The organism is Cobetia sp. 3AK (assembly GCF_029846335.1).
Classification (GTDB): domain Bacteria; phylum Pseudomonadota; class Gammaproteobacteria; order Pseudomonadales; family Halomonadaceae; genus Cobetia; species Cobetia marina.
The window spans coordinates 215,329-235,738 of record NZ_JARWKR010000005.1; the positions used below are offsets into that span (position 1 = coordinate 215,329).

Sequence of the window (20,410 nt, forward strand, 5' to 3'; positions counted from 1 at the left end):
CCGCCCGACGAGCTGTCGGGCATCAAGACGACACGCCAACCATCATCACGAGTGGCCACGCCATGGAACAGACATTGCTATTGGATCGCGCAGCACTGACGGCGCTGCGCCAGGCCCATGAATCGCAGGACAGGAGCGGACTGCTGGCACGCCGGCTGGCACATGCCGAGACGAGCCTGGCATCGGTCCTCTCGGCACCCCTGTGCATTCCCGGGCAGGGTGAGGCGGGCGGAGAAGAGCATGCACGCCACAAGCTCAACTATCAGCACGTCAATCTGGCCTCTCAGCTGTGGCTGGTGACACATGATGAGCGCTATCTCGAATTCGTGCGTGGCCTGTTGCTGGGATATGCCGAGATCTATGAAGCGCTGCCCGCCCATGTCTCCAGGGACAGCAATCCGCCGGGCAAGCTGTTTCACCAGTGTCTGAACGAGGGGATGTGGCTGCTGTACGCCGCGGATGCCTACGGCAATATCCGCTCCGAATTGCCTGAGGCGGAGCGTGAGCAGATCGAAGCGCATCTGTTGCGTCCGATGATCGACCTGCTGGTGGTGCAGAACGCCCATGACTTCGATGTGGTGCACAACCATGGCATCTGGTCCGTGGCGGCGGCGGGGATTGCCGGGCTGGTACTGGGAGACGAGGCGCTGGTGGAGCAGTCATTGCTCGGCAATGCCCGTGATGGCGTCAGCGGTGGCTTTCTCGCCCAGCTGGACCAGCTGTTCTCGCCGGATGGCTATTACCTGGAAGGCCCCTATTACCATCGCTTCGCCCTCAGACCGATGGTGCTCTTCGCCGAGGCATTGGTGAACAGTGGCGTGCGGCCGGACATCCATGATCATCGCGATCAGATCATTCGCAAGGCGATTCTGTGTCTGCAGGAGGTCGCGTTCCCCGATGGCCGTTTCCTGGCGCTCAATGACAGCTCAAGAACCATGGGACTGATCGATGAGGGCGCGATGCTGGGCGCGGCCACGCTGCTCAAGCGCTATCAGGATACGCGGCTCAATCCGGCGGTGGCCGGGCTGGTGCGCGACAAGGTCGAACGCCTGCCGCTGTGTGGTGGCAGTCAGTCGCTGGCGGAATTCGCCGAGACGGCGTCACGGGCCCCCGGCGCACGCGCCAGTCAATTCATTTCCGATGGTCGCGAGGGCAATGCGGGCGGTCTGGCCATCCTGCGTGCGCCTTCGGCGAGCGGTGCGGAAACCATGGTGTATCTGGCGTTCGGCCAGCATGGCAGTGACCCCACGCTGCACTCGGCGCTCGATCATGGTCACTTCGATGGCCTGCACTTCGGTTATCACAACGGCCAGCACGAAGTCCTGACCGACTATGGCTTCAGTCGCTGGGTCAATATCGAACCGAAATTCGGTGGCCGCTACACCCCGGAGAACCGTTCCTACGCGAAGCAGAGCGTGGCGCACAACACCCTGGTCGTGGATGAAACCTCGCACCATGGACTGGACACCGCGCGCGCCTGTGAACATCACGGGGAACTCGACGCCTTTGACACGACTGACCCGCGTCTGCAGATGGTTCGGGCGCGGCTTCGGGATTACGTGCCGGGCGTGATGCTCACCCGCAGCCTGCTGCTGGTCTCGCTGCCGGAGATGGCCGAGCCGCTGGTCGTGGACCTGATGCAGGCACGCAGTGATGGCACGCATCGCTATGACTACCCCTTGCATTATCAGGGGCAACTGATGATGGCAGAGCCGGCGCTCGAGCAGCAGGCCTCACCCACGGCATTGGGTGCAGCCAATGGTTACCAGCACCTGTGGAAGATGGCGTCCGGCGCGGAGCAGGCGGCGGGCGTCTCGCAGGCGGTCACCTGGTTGCAGGAGAACCACTTCGTCACCGCGCGCATGGTGTGTACCGCGCCTGCCACGCTGGTCCAGGGCGTCATCGGGGCGAATGATCCCGAGCGCAATCTGCGCGATGAGCCCTACCTGTTGCTGCGCTCTCAGGCCTCTTCGCAGACGGTGGCCTGTGTCATCGAGACACACGGTGTCTTTGAGGAAGCGCGTGAGATCGCCAGTGAGGCGCGTCCCCGTGTCCTCAAGCTTCAGCTGCTTCAGGAGAGTGACGAGGCCTGTGTGCTGGCGCTTGAGCTGCGCGATGGCACTCGACACCGTCTCGCCGTCGCGCTGACGCCCGGCGAGCAGCATGCGGTGAGCGTGGCAGGCGAACGCCTCGAATGGCAAGGCGGGTGCGCCTTGCTGTGATGCACCGCCACCTGCCTCGTGAGGCCATCCGTGTCGGTCGCTGCGAGGCAGGACCCGGGCAACAGGCAGGATCAGTGAACGCTTCATTCAGTGAGAATTCTATCTATGTCGGCACAAGGTGATTACCTGCTCTGGACCCGTGAGGAGCTTGACGAGCTTCGCAGGCAGCAGGGGCAGGACAATGCGATGGGGCGCAGCCTCGCCGCGCTGGAGGCCAGAGTGGCGGCCAGCATGGCGCGCGGTATCGTGATTCCGGGGCAGGGCGAGGCGGGTAGCTTCGAGCACAATACCCACAAGGAGAATGCCCGCGTGATCGAGGGGGCGGCTCTGTGGGGACGGCTCAGTGACAACGCGCAGGCCCTGGCGCACGCCGAGGAGCTGCTGGCGGGCTACGCGGCCTGCTACCGCGACATGCCGTATCAGGTCGCGCGCAATACCAATCCGCCCGGCAGGCTGTTCCATCAGATTCTCAACGAGCATATCTGGCTGCTGCATGCCTCGCTGGGGCTGGCGTTGCTCAAGCCGTCCCTGAGCGAGGCGCGGTATCAGTCGCTGCTGGATGGGCTTTTCCAGCCGATGCTCGAGATGTTCACCGAGACCTACCGCCACGATTTCGACCGCATTCACAATCACGGCCTGTGGGCCGTGGCGGCGGTCGGGATCTGCGCGATGGTGATCGAGAGTCCTGAGCATCTGGCGATCTCCATCGATGGCCTGGATGGCAGCGGCGAGACCGGCGGCTTTCTCGCCCAGATCGCGCTGCTGTTCTCCCCGCAGGGCTATTACGTCGAGGGCCCCTATTACCACCGCTTCGCCATCCATCCGCTGTGTCTGTTCGCGGAGGCGATCGAGCGTCACCACCCTGAACGCAGGGTGCTGACACATGCCGACGGACGCATCGAGAAATCGCTGCACGTGCTGCTGTCCACGGCCTATCCGGATGGACGCTTTCCGGCGCTCAATGACGCCTCGCGCAGCATGGATCTCGATGATGAGGGCGCGCGCTGCGCCATGTCGCTGCTGGCGGCACGCTATGAGGCACCCCGGGAGCTGCTGGCCCTGGCGCGTCAGCAGCAGGGCTGCTGGATCCATGCCAATGGGCTGGCGCTGCTGAACGCGGTGCAGGGTGTCGACACGCAGGTGGAAGCGACCAGCCAGCTCTTCCGCGATGGCCCGGATGGCCAGTCTGGCGGGCATGCACACCTCAAGCGTGGGCAGGGGCTTGCGGCACAGCATGTCGTGCTGACGGCCGGTCAGCACGGCATGGGGCATGGCCACTTCGATGAGCTGGGGCTGAGCTTCTTCTCGCGCGGCAAGGAAGTGCTCAAGGAATATGGCTTCGCACGCTGGGTCAATGTGGAGACCAAGTTCGGTGGACGCTACCTCAAGGAAAACGAGGGCTATGCCAAGCAGAGTGTCGCCCACAACCTGGTCGTGGTGGACATGCAGTCGCAGCACGCGGCGAATCACGCGCTGGCGGACGAGCGACATGGCGAGATCTCACTGCTGACTGGTTGCGCGGCGGGTGCGCGTGCCCGATGTGACAACGCGCATGACGGCGTGGCCATGCAGCGTGAGGTGCTGCTGGTGGAAAGCCGCCATACCGAGACGCCGATTCTGCTGGATGTCTTCACGCTGACCTCGGAGCAGCCGCACGTCTATGACTACACCTTCCATCATGGTGGCCATGTCGTGCGCTGGTGGGGAAGTGAATTCACCGCGCTGGATGCCCTGGAAGTGATGGGGGATCGCCACGGCTATCAGCACCTCTGGAAGCAGGGGCAGTGCCGACCCGCCACCGGACACAGCATGACCTGGCTTGAGGGTGACAGTTTCCATAGCTGGCATCAGATCACCCAGGCGCCTGCTGAAGCCTTCCAGCTGCGTGTCGGTGCCAATGACCCTGATCACAACCTGCGGCCTGACGCCAAGGTGATGACGCGCCTGACCGCCACCTCGCAGACCTTCTATTCCCTGTTCGAGAGTCACGGGCATTTCGATGAAGCTCTGGAGCAGTGTGGTGGGGCGCGTCCGCAGGTGATCCATTTCCGGGTGCTGCCGAGTGCGGATGGCGTGACGATTCTCGAGTTGACCTTTGCAACCGGACGACTGCTGGTGGTGCTGGCCGAGCCAGCCCGGCAAGGGGAAAGCCTGACGCTCGAGGCCGGGGAGCGCCCCCTGCGAATCGAGCAGGATGTCACGCTCATTGATCTTCCAGACAAGGCGCGGGTGTCACACAACGCCTGACCCGCCGTCAGTGTCCGAGGTCTGGATGGCGTCGTCCGGGAGTCGAGTCAGGATGTGAATTGGACCGATCCAAACAACGGCCGGGATCTCTCCCGGAGATAGAAGACGCTGCCAGAGTCAGATGAGACAGCGGCCCCCGTGGTCAGGGAATGGCGGCGGGGAAACGTGCACTGCCGGGTGCGCAACAACAATGACAAGACAGATAAAGACAAGAGTGCATTGCCATGAACCTAGATCTGGATACTGCCGTCATCGGCATCTATTTCCTCTTTCTGATCGCCATAGGCTGGCTGTTCAGAACCTTTACCTCAAGCACCAGTGATTACTTCCGCGGTGGCGGCAAGATGCTGTGGTGGATGGTCGGTGCGACCTCCTTCATGACCCAGTTCAGTGCCTGGACCTTCACCGGTGCGGCAGGCAAGGCCTACAACGATGGCTTTGCCGTGGCGATCATCTTCATGGCCAATGCCTTCGGCTATCTGATGAACTATCTGTATTTCGCACCACGCTTCCGGCAGCTGCGGGTCATCACCGTGATCCAGGCGATCCGGCAGCGCTTCGGGGCCGTCAACGAGCAGGTCTTCACCTGGTCCTCCATGCCCACCAGCATCATCAATGCGGGCATCTGGCTCAATGGTCTGGCCATCGTGACCTCCGGCCTGTTCGGCTATGACATGGAAACCACCATCATCGTGACCGGTCTGGTCGTGCTGGTGATGTCGGTGACCGGCGGTTCCTGGGCGGTCATCGCGTCCGATTACATGCAGATGGTCATCATCATGGCCGTCACCATCACCTGTGCCATCGTGGCCGTGATCCATGCCGGCGGCCCGAGCCATGTCGTGGAAGACTTCCCGGTGAACTTCCTGATCGGGGGAGACATGAACTACCTGTCGCTGTTCGCGCTATGGGGGTTCTTCATCTTCATCAAGCAATTCAGCATCACCAACAACCTGCTCAACTCCTATCGCTACCTGGCGGCCAAGGATTCGAAGAATGCGCGCAAGGCGGGCCTGCTGGCCTGCGTACTGATGACCATGGGTCCGTTCATCTGGTTCATGCCCAGCTGGTTCATGGCCAGTGAAGGGGTGGATCTGTTCGCGATGTATCCCGAGGCAGGTGCCAAGGCGGCCGACTTTGCCTACATGAGCTTCGTCAGCCTCTACATGCCTGCCGGGATGCTGGGGCTGCTGGTGGCGGCAATGTTCGCCGCGACCATGTCCTCGATGGACTCCGGCCTGAATCGCAATTCCGGGATCTTCGTGAAGAACTTCTATGAGGTCGTGCTGCGTCCCAAGGCGTCTGAAGGTGAACTGCTGCTGATGTCGCGCCTGTCCTCCACCGTCTTCGGCCTGGCGATCATCGGGTTTGCCCTGTTCATCAACTCACTGAAGGGCCTGAGCCTGTTCGACGCCATGATGTATGTCGGTGCTCTTATCGGTCTGCCGATGACCATACCCGGCCTGCTCGGCTTCTTCATCCGCAAGACGCCTGACTGGGCGGCCTGGGCGACGCTGGTGGTCGGTGGTCTGGTGTCCTATGTGGTCGGCTTCTTGATGACGCCGGACTTCATCGTCAACACCTTCGGTCTCGACGCGGACCTGACCTCGCGTGAATGGAGTGACATGAAGGTGGCGGTCGGTATCATGGCGCACACCGTGATCACGGCAGGCTTCTTCGTGCTGACCACGCTGTTCTATCGCGGTCTTTCCGCCGAGCGCGAAGCGGAAGTCGCGACCTTCTTCACCAACCGTGACACGCCCGTCATCAGCGATGACGAGGAACATCGCAGCGTCGACAACCGCCAGCGCAACATTCTCGGCTATCTGATCCTGGTTGCCGGCCTGGGCGTGATGCTGATGTTCCTGGTCCCCAATCCCTTCTGGGGACGCATGGTCTTCGTACTGTGTGGCGGCATCATCGTGGCGATCGGTCTGCTGCTGGTGACCTCCATCGACAAGACGTCACATTCCAGGGAAGAGCGCCTGGTCAGCGATGGCAGTACGCGCTGACGCGGCGTGATGGTGAGCGGCGCTGGCACCTTGTGCCTCGTCGCTCACTTGGCTCGCCATTCGTGCGCGCCACTCGCTCCGTGACCCTCTGATACCCCGAACCCGAATCCCCGCTCCTGACCCGGTCAACGCCAATGACCACATCAGCAGGAGAGTCGATGCGCCTTTGCGCCATCGGCAGGGGATTCTGCGGCCTGCATCTGGCGTCTGGATCGATCCAGTACGCCGATGCCAACACAAGGCAACCCACGCGCTAGCCAATGCCGGGCACGCGACAGGACGCAGGTTGCCTGCAAGTCAATTGACTGACTCCCCATAAAAACAATGAGGTACGCCATGAAACACTACAACAAGATCTCCCTTTCGATTGCCGCACTGGTATTCACTACCAGCGCCCAGGCCGTGACACTGGATATACGTCATGAATACAAGCATCACGCCAAGCAACATGCCACCCGAGTCAAGGTGAGCGATTCCATCGACAACTTCTATTATGGGCTGGAATCCAAGTTTGCCTCGGAAAAGCGCGATGATGGTTCGCAACCCGCGATGGGAAATCTTCAGCGCGGCGACAGCGAGATTGATTGGGGCTTCAAGTTCAAGCTGGACAAGAACTGGTATATCCAACCAGGCATGCCCATTGCCTTCGGGGACGGCAAGTACACGATCAAGCCTCAGCTACGCATCGGCTACAAGGCCAGCAGCATCCCGCTGACCACGGCGCTGCGCTACCGTCGTGAATATGCCAACTACAGTGAAGACTTCAATGATGATTATGAACAGAACAAGATTACTTTCACCATGTCATACAATCATGGCAAGAATAAATATTGGCTAGAGGCCAATTATTATCGTAATGAAGACAAGGATATCTACAACAATACTCGCGAGAACTACGACTATATCCTGAGTGCTGGGCGGCGCATGGGATCATGGTTCCCATATATGGAGTTGGCGGATGTCAGTTCCAGCTCCAGCTCCGATACGCGTCAGCTCAAGACGCGTGTCGGCTTGAAATATTATTACTGATCATGAAGTGCTAGACAGATGAGCGCGCAAGTCTTGCGCGTCCGGCGTCAGTATCACGCATCATGACGAGGAAGGGCACTCTCGAGCCTTTGAATACTCGGGTTCGAGAGTGCAGGAATGTGCGTTGGCACGGGAATGATCGGCAGGGAGCCACATGACACAGCTGGATAAAGTCGCACTGTTCTTCTCCATCATCCTGATCGTGCTGACGATCCTGGTCTATCGTCGTCGCAGCCAGACCCCGGACAGCTTCATCCGGGGGAGCGGCAACGTGCCCTGGTGGATGGCGGGGAGTACGGCGTTCATGACGCAGTTCTCCGCCTGGACCTTCACCGGGGCCGCCCAGAAGGCCTACGAGGATGGCTTTGCCGTGCTGGTGATCTTCTGGGGCAATGCGCTGGGCTTTCTGCTGGCGGCGCTGTATTTCGCGCCGCGTTTCCGCCGGCTGAGAGTCAGCACCTATTCCGACATTCTCGAGTTGCGCTACGGCAAGACGACACAACTCGTGTATGTCATCAGTCAGATCTTCCTGACGCTGATGACCGCCTCGATCGGTCTCTATGGCGTCTCGCTTTTCCTGAGCGCGGTCTTCGGCTTCCCGGTGGTCGGCATTGCCGTGCTCATCGGCAGTCTCATCATCGCCATCACGCTGGTGGGCGGCGTGTGGATCGTCTCGGCCAACAACTTCATCCAGATGATGCAGCTGGCGATTCTCACCCTGGTCATCGGGGGCTTCTGTCTCGCGCTGCTATGGACCGGCACGCTGAGCTTTCCGGAGCCGAACAAGGACTTCTGGGTCGGCAGTTCTCACAACAGTCTGCTCATCATGGGAATCTGGTCGCTGGCCATGCTGGTCAAGCAATGCATCAGCATCAACAACGCCACTTCCAGTTATCGCTTTCTGACCACGGCGGATGACAGCGAAGCACGCAAGGCGGCAGGGCTCGCCTCGATCCTGTTCGTCATCGGCCCCATCACCTGGTTTCTGCCCCCCTGGTTGCTGGGCACGGCTGGCATCGACCTGGCGGCACGTTATCCCGCGCTCGGCAACGATGCGGCCAACGTGGCCTATGTGCATTTCATCATTCACTACCTGCCGTCCGGCGTGCTGGGGCTGGTGATTTCCGCCATGCTGGCGGTCACCATCGCGCCCATCACTACGGCCTTCAATCGTGATGCCGGCGTGATGATGCGACTCGTGATGCCACTGCTCGAGCAGACCTCCGGCATGGCGACGCGACTGGTGAGCCTGGGGCGGATGTTCGGTGTCGTGCAGGGCGTCATCGTCGTCCTGTTCGTCATTGTCCTGAGTCGCATTGAACTGGTCAGCCTGTTCGACATCATGATCATGTTCGGGGTGCTGCTGCAGATGCCACTGGCACTTCCCGCACTGATGGTGCTCTTCAGGACGGGGGCGCCTGACTGGGCGGGGTGGGGCAGTGTACTGGTCGGAGTGTCGGTCACGCTTGGCAGCTATCTCTGGCTCGACATGGCGACACTGCAGCGTATGCCGTGGATAGCGGGCTTCCCGGAATCCCAGCTGGTCGACATCAAGCTGGCGATATCGCTGGTCATCCAGATCGTCACTGTCGTCGGCTTCCTGTTCCTCGCCCGTTATCTGTACGCGCCAAGACGTCCGTTCTCACGCGCGCGACGGCTGGCGGAATTCTTCGCCAACCTCAAGCATCCTGTCATTGCCCGCCGTGAATCCCTTGAGCCTCGACGCATGTTCAGCCTGCCATCGCGTCTGCTGTGCGTCGCGGCACTGCTGTCCGTGGCGCTGGCCAGTTTCTCCTCCACGCTGGCCGGCCTGAGTGTCTTCGTGTGTGTCGCGCTGGGCCAGCTGTTGATGGCGTGGGTGATGCGCTGAGCTTGTGTGTGCTCAGGCTGTGTTCAGGTGCTATCACCGACCCGCAGCGTGAACCCCAGGTCGTGGCTCAGTTCTCCGACGGGTTCACCGTTGATGCGTGCCAGCAGCTTGCGCGCTGCCATGCGACCGATCTGCTCCCGCGGTGAGACGATGGTGGTGAGACGCGGGGTGACGTGCTCTCCAATTGGCAGGCCATTGAAGCCGGCGATGGCGATATCCTCCGGGATGCGCACCCCAAGCCGCGCGGCGGCGAGAATCGCGCCACAGGCCATGTCATCGTTGGCGAAGTGGATGGCGTCGCAGTCAGGGTGGCGCTCGCGGATGCGCTCGAGCGCCTGCGCACCGCTGGTCATCTGCTGACGCACGGGCAGGTCGAGCAGGGGAGCCTCCTCGATACCGGCGGCGGCCAGCGCCTCACGGTGCCCGGCGTAGCGCATCGCCGCACGATAGTCGCGATCGAGTTCGGCACCGGCGAAGTGGATCGTGCGATACCCGCGTGCCAGCAGGTGCTCGGTCATGGCGCGTCCGGCGGCGACATGATCCATCCCCACGTTCAGATCCAACCCTTCCCCCAGCTCCATGATCTCCACGATCGGCTGATTCCAGTTCTCCAGTATCTGGCGCGTCGCCTCGTCATGGCGCAGTCCCGTCACCACCAGGCCCGCGGCCGACCAGCCCAGAAAGGTACGGATCAGCAGGGTTTCGCGAGCCAGATCGTAGTCCGTCTTGCCCAGCAGCAGCTGATAGCCGTGTGCCTCGAATTCCTCCTGCAGGCCCTTGATCACGTCGATGAACACCACGTTGGACAACGAGGGCACGATGACCGGAATCACGCGACTGGAGGCCGAGGCCAGGCTGCCGGCAATCAGGTTGCGCACGTAGCCGACCTTCTCGATGGCCGCTTCGACCTTGATGCGTGTCGCTTCACGTAGGCTGTCGGGGCTATTGAAGTAGCGCGAGACGGTGATCGACGAGACCCCGGATTCTCGGGCCACGTCATTCAGGGTCGGCTGCATGGCGCCCTTGCGGCTGCGGCGAGGAGATGATGGTGGATTAGACATATGTCGCGTTTTCTCATTTGCCGCTTGTCGTGGCTTGGAGCCTAATCTATTAATGATGTTAGCGCTAACATGGTAGCGCTAACATTCAGGAGAGTGCTGATTGGCGTGCCGCATGAGGTCGCCTTGATCATCACTTGAAACAGCTTCCGCGGGAGATGCGAGATGACAGCAGCAACGACTTCACCAGTGATCGGCCTTGTCGGCCTCGGCGCGATGGGAATGGGCAGTGCGCGCGCCATGCTGGAAGCAGGCCTGGACGTGATCGGCTGTGATATCTCGCCCGCCGCCTGTCAGGCCTTCGAAGCGGCGGGTGGCCGCGCCGTTGCCTCGCCGCTGGAACTGGCAGCCGAGTGTCAGGTGGTGGTGCTGGTCGTGGTGAATGCCGATCAGGTCGAGCAGGTGCTGTTCGGGGCACAGGGAGAGGGCGGCCTGGCCGAGCGACTCGCGCCGGGTAGCCTGGTGATCCAGTGCGCCACCGTGGCGCCGAGCTTCGCGCGCGATCTCGAAACCCGTCTGAACGGCATGCAGCTTGAGCTGCTCGACGCCCCGATCAGCGGCGGCGCCGTCAAGGCACGCAGTGGTGAGCTGTCCGTGATGTCCTCCGGCAGTGAAGCGGCTTACGTCAAGGCGGAACGCGTGCTGGCGGCGATGGCAGCCAATGTCTATCGGCTGGGCGACTGCGCCGGCCCGGGCTCGAGCGTCAAGCTGGTCAACCAGCATCTCGCCGGCGTTCACATCGCGGCGGCGGCAGAAGCCATGGCGCTGGGCATGAGCATGGGGATCGACCCCGACACCCTCTATGACGTCATCACCCATTCCGCGGGCAATTCCTGGATGTTCGAGAATCGCGTGCCGCACATCCTCAAGGGCGATTACACGCCGCTGTCGGCCGTCGACATCTTCGTCAAGGACCTGAACATCGTGCACAGCACCGGGCGTGAACTGAAGCTTGCCATGCCGGTGGCGGGCAGTGCCCTGCAGCAGTTCACCGCTGCCAGCGGCGCCGGCTTCGGGCGTGAGGACGACTCGGCCGTCATCAAGGTCTATCAGCGTCTCGGCAGCTTCAGCCTGCCGGCCGCGAATGATGAAGGAGCGCAGTGATGCCGATCGTACTGGGCGGAATCGCCGATGACTTCACCGGCGCGACGGATCTTGCCAACAACCTGGTACGGGCCGGCATGCGCACCGTGCAGGTGATCGGGGTCCCCCAGGGCGCGCCGCAGGAAGGGACGGGGAGCGGGTTGGATCTCAGCGAGGTGGACGCCGTGGTCATCGCGCTCAAATCGCGCAGCTGCCCGGTGGATCAGGCGATCAGTGAATCGCTGGCGGCGCTTGAATGGCTGAAAGCCCAGGGCGCGCGCCAGCTGTTCTTCAAGTACTGCTCGACGTTCGATTCCACGCCGGAGGGCAATATCGGCCCGGTCGCCGATGCGCTGCTGGAGGCGCTGGACAGCACTCAGACCGCCTTCGTGCCGGCGTTCCCGATCAACGGGCGCAGTGTCTATCAGGGGCATCTGTTCGTGGGTGACCGCCTGCTCAATGACAGCGGCATGCAGCATCACCCCCTCAACCCGATGACCGATGCCGACATCGTGCGCGTGCTGTCACGCCAGACGCCCCATGGCGTGGGGCTGCTCAACCACGCCACGCTGAGTGAGGGAGCGCAGGCTGCTGGTGAGCGACTTGCCACGCTGAAGGCGCAAGGAGTGCGTCATGTGGTCTGCGACAGTCTCGACGAGCGTGATCTCGAGGTATTGGCCGAGGCGCTGGTGGAGCACGCGCTGGTCACCGGCGGCTCTGGCCTCGCGCAGGCCTTGCCTGCCCAGTACCGCCGCAAGGGCTGGCTTGCGCAGATCGATGATGCGGCGGTGCTGGCCCCGGCGCAGGGCGCCGCGATGGTGCTGTCCGGCAGTTGCTCGCGCATGACGCTCAAGCAGGTGGCGCACTTCACGCAACAGCATGCCGCCTTCGCGCTGGACCCCGTCAAGCTCAACGCGAGCGATGCCCACTTCGAGGCGGCACTCGACTTCGCCCGTGAGCAACTGGCGGCGACGGACCCCAAGCCATTTCTGATCTACGCCTCGGCCGAGCCGGAAAGCGTCAAGGCGGCGCAGGCGTCACTGGGCGTCAAGCAGGCCGGTGAACTCATCGAGTGCGCCCTGGCCAGTCTGGCCAGCACGCTGGTCGCGGAAGGGGTCGGGCGCCTGCTGGTGGCGGGGGGAGAAACCTCCGGCGCGGTGGTCTCGGCACTCGACATCCGTGAGCTGCGCATCGGCGGTCAGATCGACCCCGGCGTGCCGTGGACACAGGCACCGCACCCGGCCGCCGGCCCCTCGCGGCCGGAGGCGATGCTCTCGCTGACCCTCAAGTCCGGCAACTTCGGCGGCGAAGACTTCTTTACTCGGGCATTCGATGTCCTCGATGCCATGAATCCCCGCGAGGAGACCGCATGAGTCAGTCACGGCACGACATCAACGTGTTGCGCGAGCAGATCACCACCTACGGCAAGTCACTGTTCGACCGCGGCCTGACCATGGGCTCCAGCGGCAACATCAGCCAGCGGCTGGACGATGGCGGCTGGTTGATGACGCCGACCAATGCCTGTCTGGGGCGCCTGGACCCGGCGCGCATCTCGCGTCTCGACGCCCAGGGCGTATTGATCGATGGCGATGCCCCGACCAAGGAGCACTTCCTGCATCGCGCCATGTATGACGAGCGCCCGCAGTCGGGTGCCATCGTTCACCTGCATTCGACCCACTCGGTGGCGGTGTCTTGTCTGCCAGACGTCAACCCTTGCGAGTGCATTCCGCCGCTGACGGCCTATTACGTGATGCGGGTCGGCAAGCTGCCGCTGGTGCCTTACTACATGCCGGGCGACCCCGCGCTGGGCGATGCCGTGCGTGGCCTGGCCGGCAAGCATTGTGCCGTGCTGCTGGCCAATCATGGCCCGGTGGTGGCCGGCAAGACCCTGGAAGCGGCGGTCTATGCCACCGAGGAGCTTGAGGAAACCGCCAAGCTGTTCCTGCTGCTGCAGGGCAAGAACCCGCGTGGGATGACCCCGGAACAGGTGGCGGAACTCGAAGCCAGATTCGGCCGCCCCTGAGTGATGACCTCTTCGTCTGTGACATCCAAGGATCTGACATGACCCGATTGGCCGCCAATCTCAGCATGCTGTTCACCGAGCATGACTTTCTTGATCGCTTCGCGGCTGCGGCCGACAGCGGTTTTCGCGGGGTCGAATATCTCTTCCCCTATGCCTATTCCCCGGAAGAACTGCGCGCAAGGCTCGATGAACACCAGTTGTCGCAGGTGCTGTTCAATCTGCCCCCGGGCGACTGGGAGGCCGGTGAGCGCGGCCTGACCTGTCTGCCGGGCCGCGAGGAGGAGTTTCGGGCCTCGGTGGCAGAGGCGATTCGCTATGCCGAAGCGCTCGACTGTCCCCGCGTGCATGCCATGGCGGGGCTGGTGCCGGAGGGTGCGGATGACGCCATGCGCGCGCGCTGCACCGAGACCTACCTCAGCAACCTGCGTTACGCCGCCGCAGAGCTTGAGAAGGTCGGCAAGACACTGCTGATCGAACCGATCAACCCGCGCGACATGCCCGGCTTCTATCTGAGTGGCCAGGCGCAGGCACGCGAGATTCTCGCTCAGGTCGGCGCCACCAACCTCAAGGTGCAGTTCGATCTCTATCACTGCCAGATCGTCGAGGGGGACCTGATCCGCAATCTGGAGGCGCAGTTCGCGCACATGGGCCATGTGCAGATCGCCGGCGTGCCGGACCGTCACGAGCCGGATGTGGGGGAGGTGCATTATCCGGCGCTGTTCGCCCGGCTGGAAAGCCTGGGCTACAACGGCTGGATCGGCTGTGAATATCGTCCACGCGGTGAGACGCGCGCAGGCCTGGGGTGGGGACAGGCTTTCGGGCTCAACGACGGCCTGTCCGGCACCGCCTGATCATCAGACAAGCCAGCAACAACGCCGATAACGCCAACAACCATAACAACGACAACACGCCATGGGCCGTCATGCCGACGGCTGGCAAGGAGTCCACACGATGCACGTCATGATTACCGGCGCCGCCGGATTCCTCGGTCAGCGCCTGACCGAGGCCCTGATCGACAAGGGCAGCCTGAACGGCCAGCCATTGTCACGCCTGACCCTGCTGGATCAGATCGAGGCGCCACGTCCCGAGGCGGCGTCATGTCTGGCAGCCGAACCGGCCACCTCGCTGGATGTCGCGATCGTCGCCGGCGACATCGCTGATGCCGAGGTGCTTGATCGCTGCCTGGCCGGTGAGCCTGCGGTGATCTATCACCTGGCAGCCGTGGTCAGCTCGGCGGCCGAGGCGGATCTGGCACTCGGCATGCGCGTCAATTTCGACGCGACTCGCCTGCTGCTGGAAGGCTGCGCTGCACGCGGGTTGAGCGATACCCGACTGGTGATGGCCAGTTCGGTCGCCGCCTATGGCGGTGATCTCCCCGAGACGCTGAGCGACATGACTGCCCTGGTGCCGCAGAACTCCTACGGCACCCAGAAGGCGATGTCGGAGCTGCTGATCAATGACTACAGCCGTCGCGGGCTGGTGGATGGCTGCGTGCTGCGCCTGCCCACCATCATCGTGCGCCCGGGGCGTCCCAACGCGGCAGCCTCGAGCTTCGCCTCCTCCCTCCTGCGCGAACCGCTCAATGGCGAAACCGCCATCTGCCCGGTACCGACCGAGCTTGAGATGTTCGTGATGTCGCCGCGTCGCGTGGTCGCGGCCTTGATCCAGGGCGCGGAAGTGCCGGCGGCTGATTTTGGCCTATCGCGCTGCTTCATGCTGCCGGGCATCACCGTCAGCGTCGCCGAGATGCTCAAGGCGCTGGCAGACATCGCCGGCGAGCAGGCGCTGGCACTCGTCAAGCATGAGCCTGACCCGCGGATCACCGCCATCGTCGGCAGCTGGCCGGCGCGCTTTGACACCCGCAAGGCGCGTTCGCTGGGCTTCGTCGGCGATGCCGACCTGCACGAGATTCTCAATGCGTATCGCGACGAGAGTGCCATCGCCTAGCCAGCGTATGGGCATCTCATCCAGAACGAGCTCGCCAGACACTTTTGCCAGACCTGCTCGTCACATCAGTACGTCAATAACAACGATCGGCGTCATGCCAGCCGGCAGCGCCGACACCGCACGCCACACAATAACAAACTACAGGAGTAGCACCCCATGACAGACGCCGCCGTCGCGGGGCCACAGGTCATCATCGGCCTGGGCATCGCCATCTTCGTCATGATCTATCTGGTATTGAAAACCCGCGTGCATGCCTTGCTGGCCCTGATCATCGCCGCCTCGCTGGCGGGGTTGATCGGTGGCATGCCGCCCAATGAGGTCATCAGTGCCATCACCACCGGTTTCGGCAAGACGCTTTCCACCATCGGCCTCGTGATCGGCTTCGGCGTGATGATGGGGCGTGTTCTGGAAGTGACCGGTGCCGGGCAACGCATGGCCTACGCCATCCTCAATCTGCTGGGCAAGAACAAGGAAGAGGCCGCGATGGCGCTGACGGGCTACATCGTCTCCATCCCGATCTTCTGTGATTCGGCCTACGTCATCCTCAACCCGCTGGTACGTTCACTGGCGCGCAACAGCGGACGTTCGGTGATCGGTCTGGGCATCGCGCTGGCGGCCGGCCTGATCATCACCCACTCGAGCGTGCCACCGACCCCGGGCCCGCTGGGCGTGGCCGGTATCTTCGGTGTCGACATCGGTCTGATGATCGGCTGGGGCCTGGTGATCACCGCTCCTGCGCTGATCGCACTCGTCATCTATGCCCGTATCATGGGCCCGCGCATCGAGGCGATGCTGGAGTCCCAGCCGGGTGGTTTCGAAGGTAGCGTCAAGCATGACACCGACAGCATGCTGCCTGAATCGGAGCTGCCGTCCCTGCTGATGTCCTGCATGCCGATCGGCCTGCCCATCGCGCTGATCTTCCTCAATACGCTGGTCAGTGCCGTGATGGGCGATACCAGCAATGCGCTCACCAGTACCATCGCCTTCATCGGCAACCCGGTGATCGCCGTGGGCATCGGCGTGCTGGTCGCCATCTATGGCCTGATGCCGAAGACCCCCAAACAGGAAGTGTTCGATCATCTGGAAAAGGGCGTCGAGACGGCGGGGATCATCCTGCTGGTCACCGGTGCCGGTGGTGCACTGGGCTCGGTACTGCGTGCCAGTGGCGGCGGCGATTACATCGCCATGCAGGTCGCGGCACTGGGGCTTCAGCCGCTGTTGATTCCGTTCATCATCGCAACGCTGGTGCGCTTCATCCAGGGGAGCGGCACGGTGTCGATGATTACCGCAGCCTCGATCTCCGCGCCGATCCTGATGGGCATGCCGGACGTCAACATGGTGCTGGCCGCGCAGGCCGCCTGTATCGGCGCGATGTTCTTCAGCTACTTCAATGACAGTTATTTCTGGGTCGTCAATCGCATGCTCGGCGTCAAGAGCACCAAGCATCAGATGCTGGTGCTGACCCTGCCGACGACACTCGCCTGGGCCATTTCCATCATCACGTTGTTGCTGCTCAACGCCATCGTCGGTTGAGCCAGTCAGGACAGTCTTTCGCCTCAAGAACGCCGGGCCTCATCGAGGCCCGGCGTTGCTGTGTTGAGCTGCGTGTTCTTGAGCCGTGTATCCATCAGCCCTTGAGCTGCTCCTGATAATCGATCCTGTCGCTCTTGCCGATCAGCGCCTTTCGGGTCTTGAGATAGATCACCGGGAAGGACAGCACCAGGCAGAGACATGCGGCCCACCAGGGGTAGGTCAACCCGGGACCCAGCCCCTCGGAGAAGTGATCGATGAGGGCGATGATGAGGGAAGAGAGGAAAGGCAGCATGAGCAGAAGCACCATGACCAGAGCCAGCAGAGGTTTCCTCATCCTGCGTCGCCAGAAGAAGTGCTTGCCGTACTTCTCGAGGACACCATCGATGTTGATCTTGTCGTCATATTGCAGCACGACCATGTAGCCGTGGTCTGGGCTTCCCTGGCGCGCGAGTCTCAAGAACGGGAAGAGAGTCCGAAACGGTGGCGATACGCCGTCAGGAACATGGGCACCAATGACGGATATCTCCTCGCCAAGGGCTGGACGGACGATGGCGTCAGCCCCGGGCGGCAAGATCAGGCGGGTATTGCCCAGATAATAGTGGCGAGTGGTGATCTTTCTGGGGTTGCTGGAGTGATAGCTGATGCCTTCATGTGTCTGTTTCCATCCCTGTCTTTGAAATCTGTCCTCGATGATCGAGTCCGGAGGGGTAGTGGGGGTCGAGGATGTCACTTCCTCAAGTTGCCCGGTCATCCGTCCTGCCGTCGGTGGCACGCCATGACGGGCGTGGTAGGGCAGGCTCATGAGAAACAGGCCCACCCACACGATGACGATCACCACCAGGTCGGCAGGCCAGGGAAGGCTGTCCTTCGCCGGGAAGAGCAATGGCGCCATCAGGAATACGCATGAAAGACCCACCAGCAGGATGCCTACCAGCGCCAGGCTCCAGGCGGTATATAGCTTGCGTCTGCGGATCGGGGCGACATAGTCCTGTTCGTGCCGAGTGAAATATCGAATGTCCTTTTCGAAGATGGGGGTCACGGTACTAATGCCTTGTCGGTAGATGAGGGAGAGCTCGCTCAGCGCGCTGCAAGTGAGCGAGGCGTCTCAGGAGGTGGCTCTCGGCAGAATTTCTGCTCAGGAGGCCTAGGGATCAAGCACCTCTCGATGCTCCTCGGTTGAATGCGTCTTGTCTGATGAAAGATCGCGCGAACGCTACCACAGCCAGCCGATGCCCTCCATTCAGCGCTGGTGGAGACTCATCGCATCCGCATGACCGGACTCTGCCCTGACTCTGCCCTGACTCTGACCGGATGAGGAGATCGAGCATGGCCACTGACATCCCCGGCGGTCAGACCTTTTACCCTCATGGCAACTCCCCAGCCGCGCTTCAAGCGGCTACACTGCGCGCCGAGATTTTTCATTCACTCCCTGTTCATATCGGAGCTTGTCTTGGCTACGCCTGACACCTCGTCGTCTTCCTCTCCTTCCTCCGCGCCGGACACCGGCGAGGTTGCCTCCACGTCACGCCTGCCATGCGTCGTCATGCCTGCCAGCTGGCGGGGCTGGAGTCTCTTGGCGGTCTTTCTGCTGTTGATCGCGCTGGGTATCTGGCCGGTGATCGGCTGGGTCAATCAGCAGAGCTCGCTGTGGGGCATGCCGTCGTTGATCCTCTGGAGCTACCTGATCATCTTCGCCTGCAGCGGGGCTATGCTGCTGGGCAATCGTCTGTTGCCGGATGAGGAGGATGGCGCGCCGCGCGAGGATGAGAGGGCGTCACATGAGTGAGTCACTGACCCTCACGTCCTGGCAGGGCAGCGTGCCGCTGATGATGACCCTGGGCTATATCGCGCTGGCGATGCTGATCGGGTTGGGCGCGCGCGGCGGCCGACGCATGGATTCGCTGGAGCAGTGGGGCGTGGCCGGCCGCTCGATGGGGCCGATGACGCTGTATCTGTTGATCGCGGCGGGCAGCGTGAGTGCCTACACCTTCATGGGCGCGCCGGGTTGGGCCTACAGCAAGGGAGTGCCGGTCTTCTATGTCGCGATCTATCTGGCCTATCTGGCGCTGGTGGCCTGGTACTTCGGGCCCAAGGTGTGGAAATTCGGTGAGCAGTTCGGGCATGTCACCCAGGCAAGCGCGATCGCGGATCGCTATCAGAGCCCCGCACTCGGCGCGCTCTCGGCGCTGGTGATGTCGATCGCCTCGGTGGCCTATGCGGTGCTGCAGACCATCGGCTCGGCCTACATCCTGCTGGTGATGAGCGGCGGGCGTATCCCGCTGTGGGCCGGCGTGCTGCTGGTGCTTGCGGCGATCGCCGTGTATCTGTTCGTCAGTGGTCAGCGCGCCATCGGGCGTACCAATGTCTTCCAGGGCGTGCTGATGGTGGTGGTGGCATGGGTCATCGGCCTGTGGGCGGCGCACCTGGCCACGGGGGAGTGGGGCTTCAGCGGAGTGTTCGAGCGCCTCGAGCGGTCACATCCCGAGTATCTCCGCCTGCCGGGGGCGGGGGGCGACATGAGCTTCAGCTTCTGGACCACCTCGATCATCGTCTCGATGCTGTCCTTCATGCCACCGGTGTGGACGCAATGGATGAGCGCCTCCTCCGCGCAGACCATCCGCCGCAGCGCCAGCTGGCTGCCGACCTACTACGTGGTGATCCTGCCGCTGGTGGTGGTGGGCTTCATCGGCATCTTCAGCCTGCCCGAGCTTGAGCGTGCCGATACGGTGGTGCTGGAGTACGCGATGGCCAACATGCCGGTCTGGCTGGTGGGGCTGCTGGGGGCGGGGACGCTGGCTGCCTCGATGTCCTCCAGCGAGCCCTTCATCCATTCGGTAGCCCTGAGCCTGAGTCGGGATGTGCTGCAGCCCGGGTTCAAGCTCAGTGATGCACGCGCCGGCCAATGGGCACGGTGGCTGATCTTCCCGGTGATGTTTCTGATCATCGCGCCGCTGGCCATCATCGAGCCGGGCAATCTGGTGATGATCCTGCTGATCGGGCTGGGCTTTGCCTCCCAGGTGCTGCCGGCGTTTCTCGGCATGTTCTTCTGGCCGCGTGCCTCGGCCGCCGGGGTGTCTGCAGGCATCTGCGCCGGCTTTGTCGTCACGGTGCTGTTGACCATCGTCTGGCCGCATCCGCTCGGGATTCACGCCGGTTTCTGGGGCCTGATGCTCAATCTGCCGGTCTTCGTGCTGGTCTCGCTGATCACGCGTCCCGTGGACGAGGCCGTCACGCGGCGCTTCTTCCGGATTGCCGCGCCGTGGCGCTTTTCATTGCCTGCCGATCGCTGAGGGCGCACTGCCGATTGTCGCCTGCAGGGGGAGAATCTCGGGTGATGAGCGAGACGGGAGGGACCCCGTCGCCTCGTCCCACCCGCCGGGGCGTGG

Annotated in this window: 15 protein-coding genes; 13 read left to right on the forward strand and 2 right to left on the reverse strand. The window is 62.7% G+C overall.

Going from position 1 to position 20,410, the window contains the following annotated elements:
* The first annotated feature begins 62 nt into the window (after positions 1-62).
* From QD228_RS09140 to QD228_RS09160, 5 genes are all read left to right on the forward strand, one after another.
* A complete protein-coding gene (locus QD228_RS09140; protein WP_279875293.1) occupies positions 63-2,222 on the forward strand; it encodes a heparinase II/III family protein in 2,160 nt (719 codons plus the stop codon).
* 105 nt (positions 2,223-2,327) lie between these two features.
* A complete protein-coding gene (locus QD228_RS09145) occupies positions 2,328-4,469 on the forward strand; it encodes a heparinase II/III family protein (protein ID WP_279875294.1) in 2,142 nt (713 codons plus the stop codon).
* Positions 4,470-4,693: 224 nt separating this feature from the next.
* On the forward strand, positions 4,694-6,481 hold the full coding sequence (locus tag QD228_RS09150) for a transporter (protein ID WP_077371173.1): 1,788 nt from the start codon (positions 4,694-4,696) through the stop codon (positions 6,479-6,481).
* 336 nt (positions 6,482-6,817) lie between these two features.
* The gene (locus QD228_RS09155; protein WP_279875296.1) at positions 6,818-7,510 is read left to right on the forward strand and encodes an oligogalacturonate-specific porin KdgM family protein; all 693 of its coding nucleotides are present in this window, start codon (positions 6,818-6,820) and stop codon (positions 7,508-7,510) included.
* A 154-nt stretch (positions 7,511-7,664) separates the two neighbouring features.
* Entirely contained in the window at positions 7,665-9,380 is a 1,716-nt protein-coding gene (locus QD228_RS09160; RefSeq protein ID WP_279875297.1) for a hypothetical protein, read from the forward strand.
* Between the two features lie 23 nt (positions 9,381-9,403).
* On the opposite strand, the gene QD228_RS09165 is transcribed toward QD228_RS09160, so the two are convergent.
* Positions 9,404-10,441 (reverse strand): LacI family DNA-binding transcriptional regulator, encoded by a 1,038-nt coding sequence (locus tag QD228_RS09165; protein WP_279875299.1) that lies wholly within the window; start codon positions 10,439-10,441, stop codon positions 9,404-9,406.
* Between the two features lie 162 nt (positions 10,442-10,603).
* On the opposite strand from QD228_RS09165, the gene ltnD reads away from it, so the two are divergent.
* The 6 genes from ltnD (at position 10,604) to QD228_RS09195 (ending at position 17,024) form a co-directional block, all read left to right on the forward strand.
* Positions 10,604-11,542: an L-threonate dehydrogenase gene (ltnD, locus tag QD228_RS09170; protein ID WP_279875303.1), complete on the forward strand. Its 939-nt coding sequence runs from the start codon at positions 10,604-10,606 to the stop codon at positions 11,540-11,542.
* Complete coding sequence (gene otnK, locus QD228_RS09175; RefSeq protein ID WP_279875305.1) at positions 11,542-12,894, forward strand: 3-oxo-tetronate kinase; 1,353 nt, start codon at positions 11,542-11,544, stop codon at positions 12,892-12,894. Before ltnD ends, otnK begins: the two co-directional genes overlap by 1 nt.
* Entirely contained in the window at positions 12,891-13,544 is a 654-nt protein-coding gene (gene otnC, locus QD228_RS09180) for a 3-oxo-tetronate 4-phosphate decarboxylase (protein ID WP_279875307.1), read from the forward strand. The genes otnK and otnC overlap by 4 nt, the downstream gene beginning before the upstream one ends.
* 38 nt (positions 13,545-13,582) lie before the next feature.
* Positions 13,583-14,395: a 2-oxo-tetronate isomerase gene (gene otnI, locus QD228_RS09185; protein ID WP_279875308.1), complete on the forward strand. Its 813-nt coding sequence runs from the start codon at positions 13,583-13,585 to the stop codon at positions 14,393-14,395.
* A 100-nt stretch (positions 14,396-14,495) separates the two neighbouring features.
* On the forward strand, positions 14,496-15,491 hold the full coding sequence (gene denD / locus QD228_RS09190; RefSeq protein WP_279875310.1) for a D-erythronate dehydrogenase: 996 nt from the start codon (positions 14,496-14,498) through the stop codon (positions 15,489-15,491).
* Between the two features lie 156 nt (positions 15,492-15,647).
* Positions 15,648-17,024, forward strand: a complete 1,377-nt coding sequence (locus QD228_RS09195) for a gluconate:H+ symporter (protein WP_279875311.1) — start codon at positions 15,648-15,650, stop codon at positions 17,022-17,024.
* Between the two features lie 94 nt (positions 17,025-17,118).
* Here the strand turns inward: QD228_RS09195 and QD228_RS09200 are convergent, their stop codons facing one another.
* On the reverse strand, positions 17,119-18,063 hold the full coding sequence (locus QD228_RS09200) for a hypothetical protein (RefSeq protein ID WP_279875312.1): 945 nt from the start codon (positions 18,061-18,063) through the stop codon (positions 17,119-17,121).
* 411 nt (positions 18,064-18,474) lie between these two features.
* Between QD228_RS09200 and QD228_RS09205 the strand changes: the two genes are divergently transcribed.
* Together QD228_RS09205 and QD228_RS09210 are read left to right on the forward strand one after the other, a co-directional pair.
* Entirely contained in the window at positions 18,475-18,810 is a 336-nt protein-coding gene (locus QD228_RS09205; protein ID WP_240499702.1) for a hypothetical protein, read from the forward strand.
* The gene (locus tag QD228_RS09210; protein WP_077371197.1) at positions 18,803-20,314 is read left to right on the forward strand and encodes a sodium:solute symporter family protein; all 1,512 of its coding nucleotides are present in this window, start codon (positions 18,803-18,805) and stop codon (positions 20,312-20,314) included. Before QD228_RS09205 ends, QD228_RS09210 begins: the two co-directional genes overlap by 8 nt.
* Positions 20,315-20,410 lie beyond the last annotated feature (96 nt).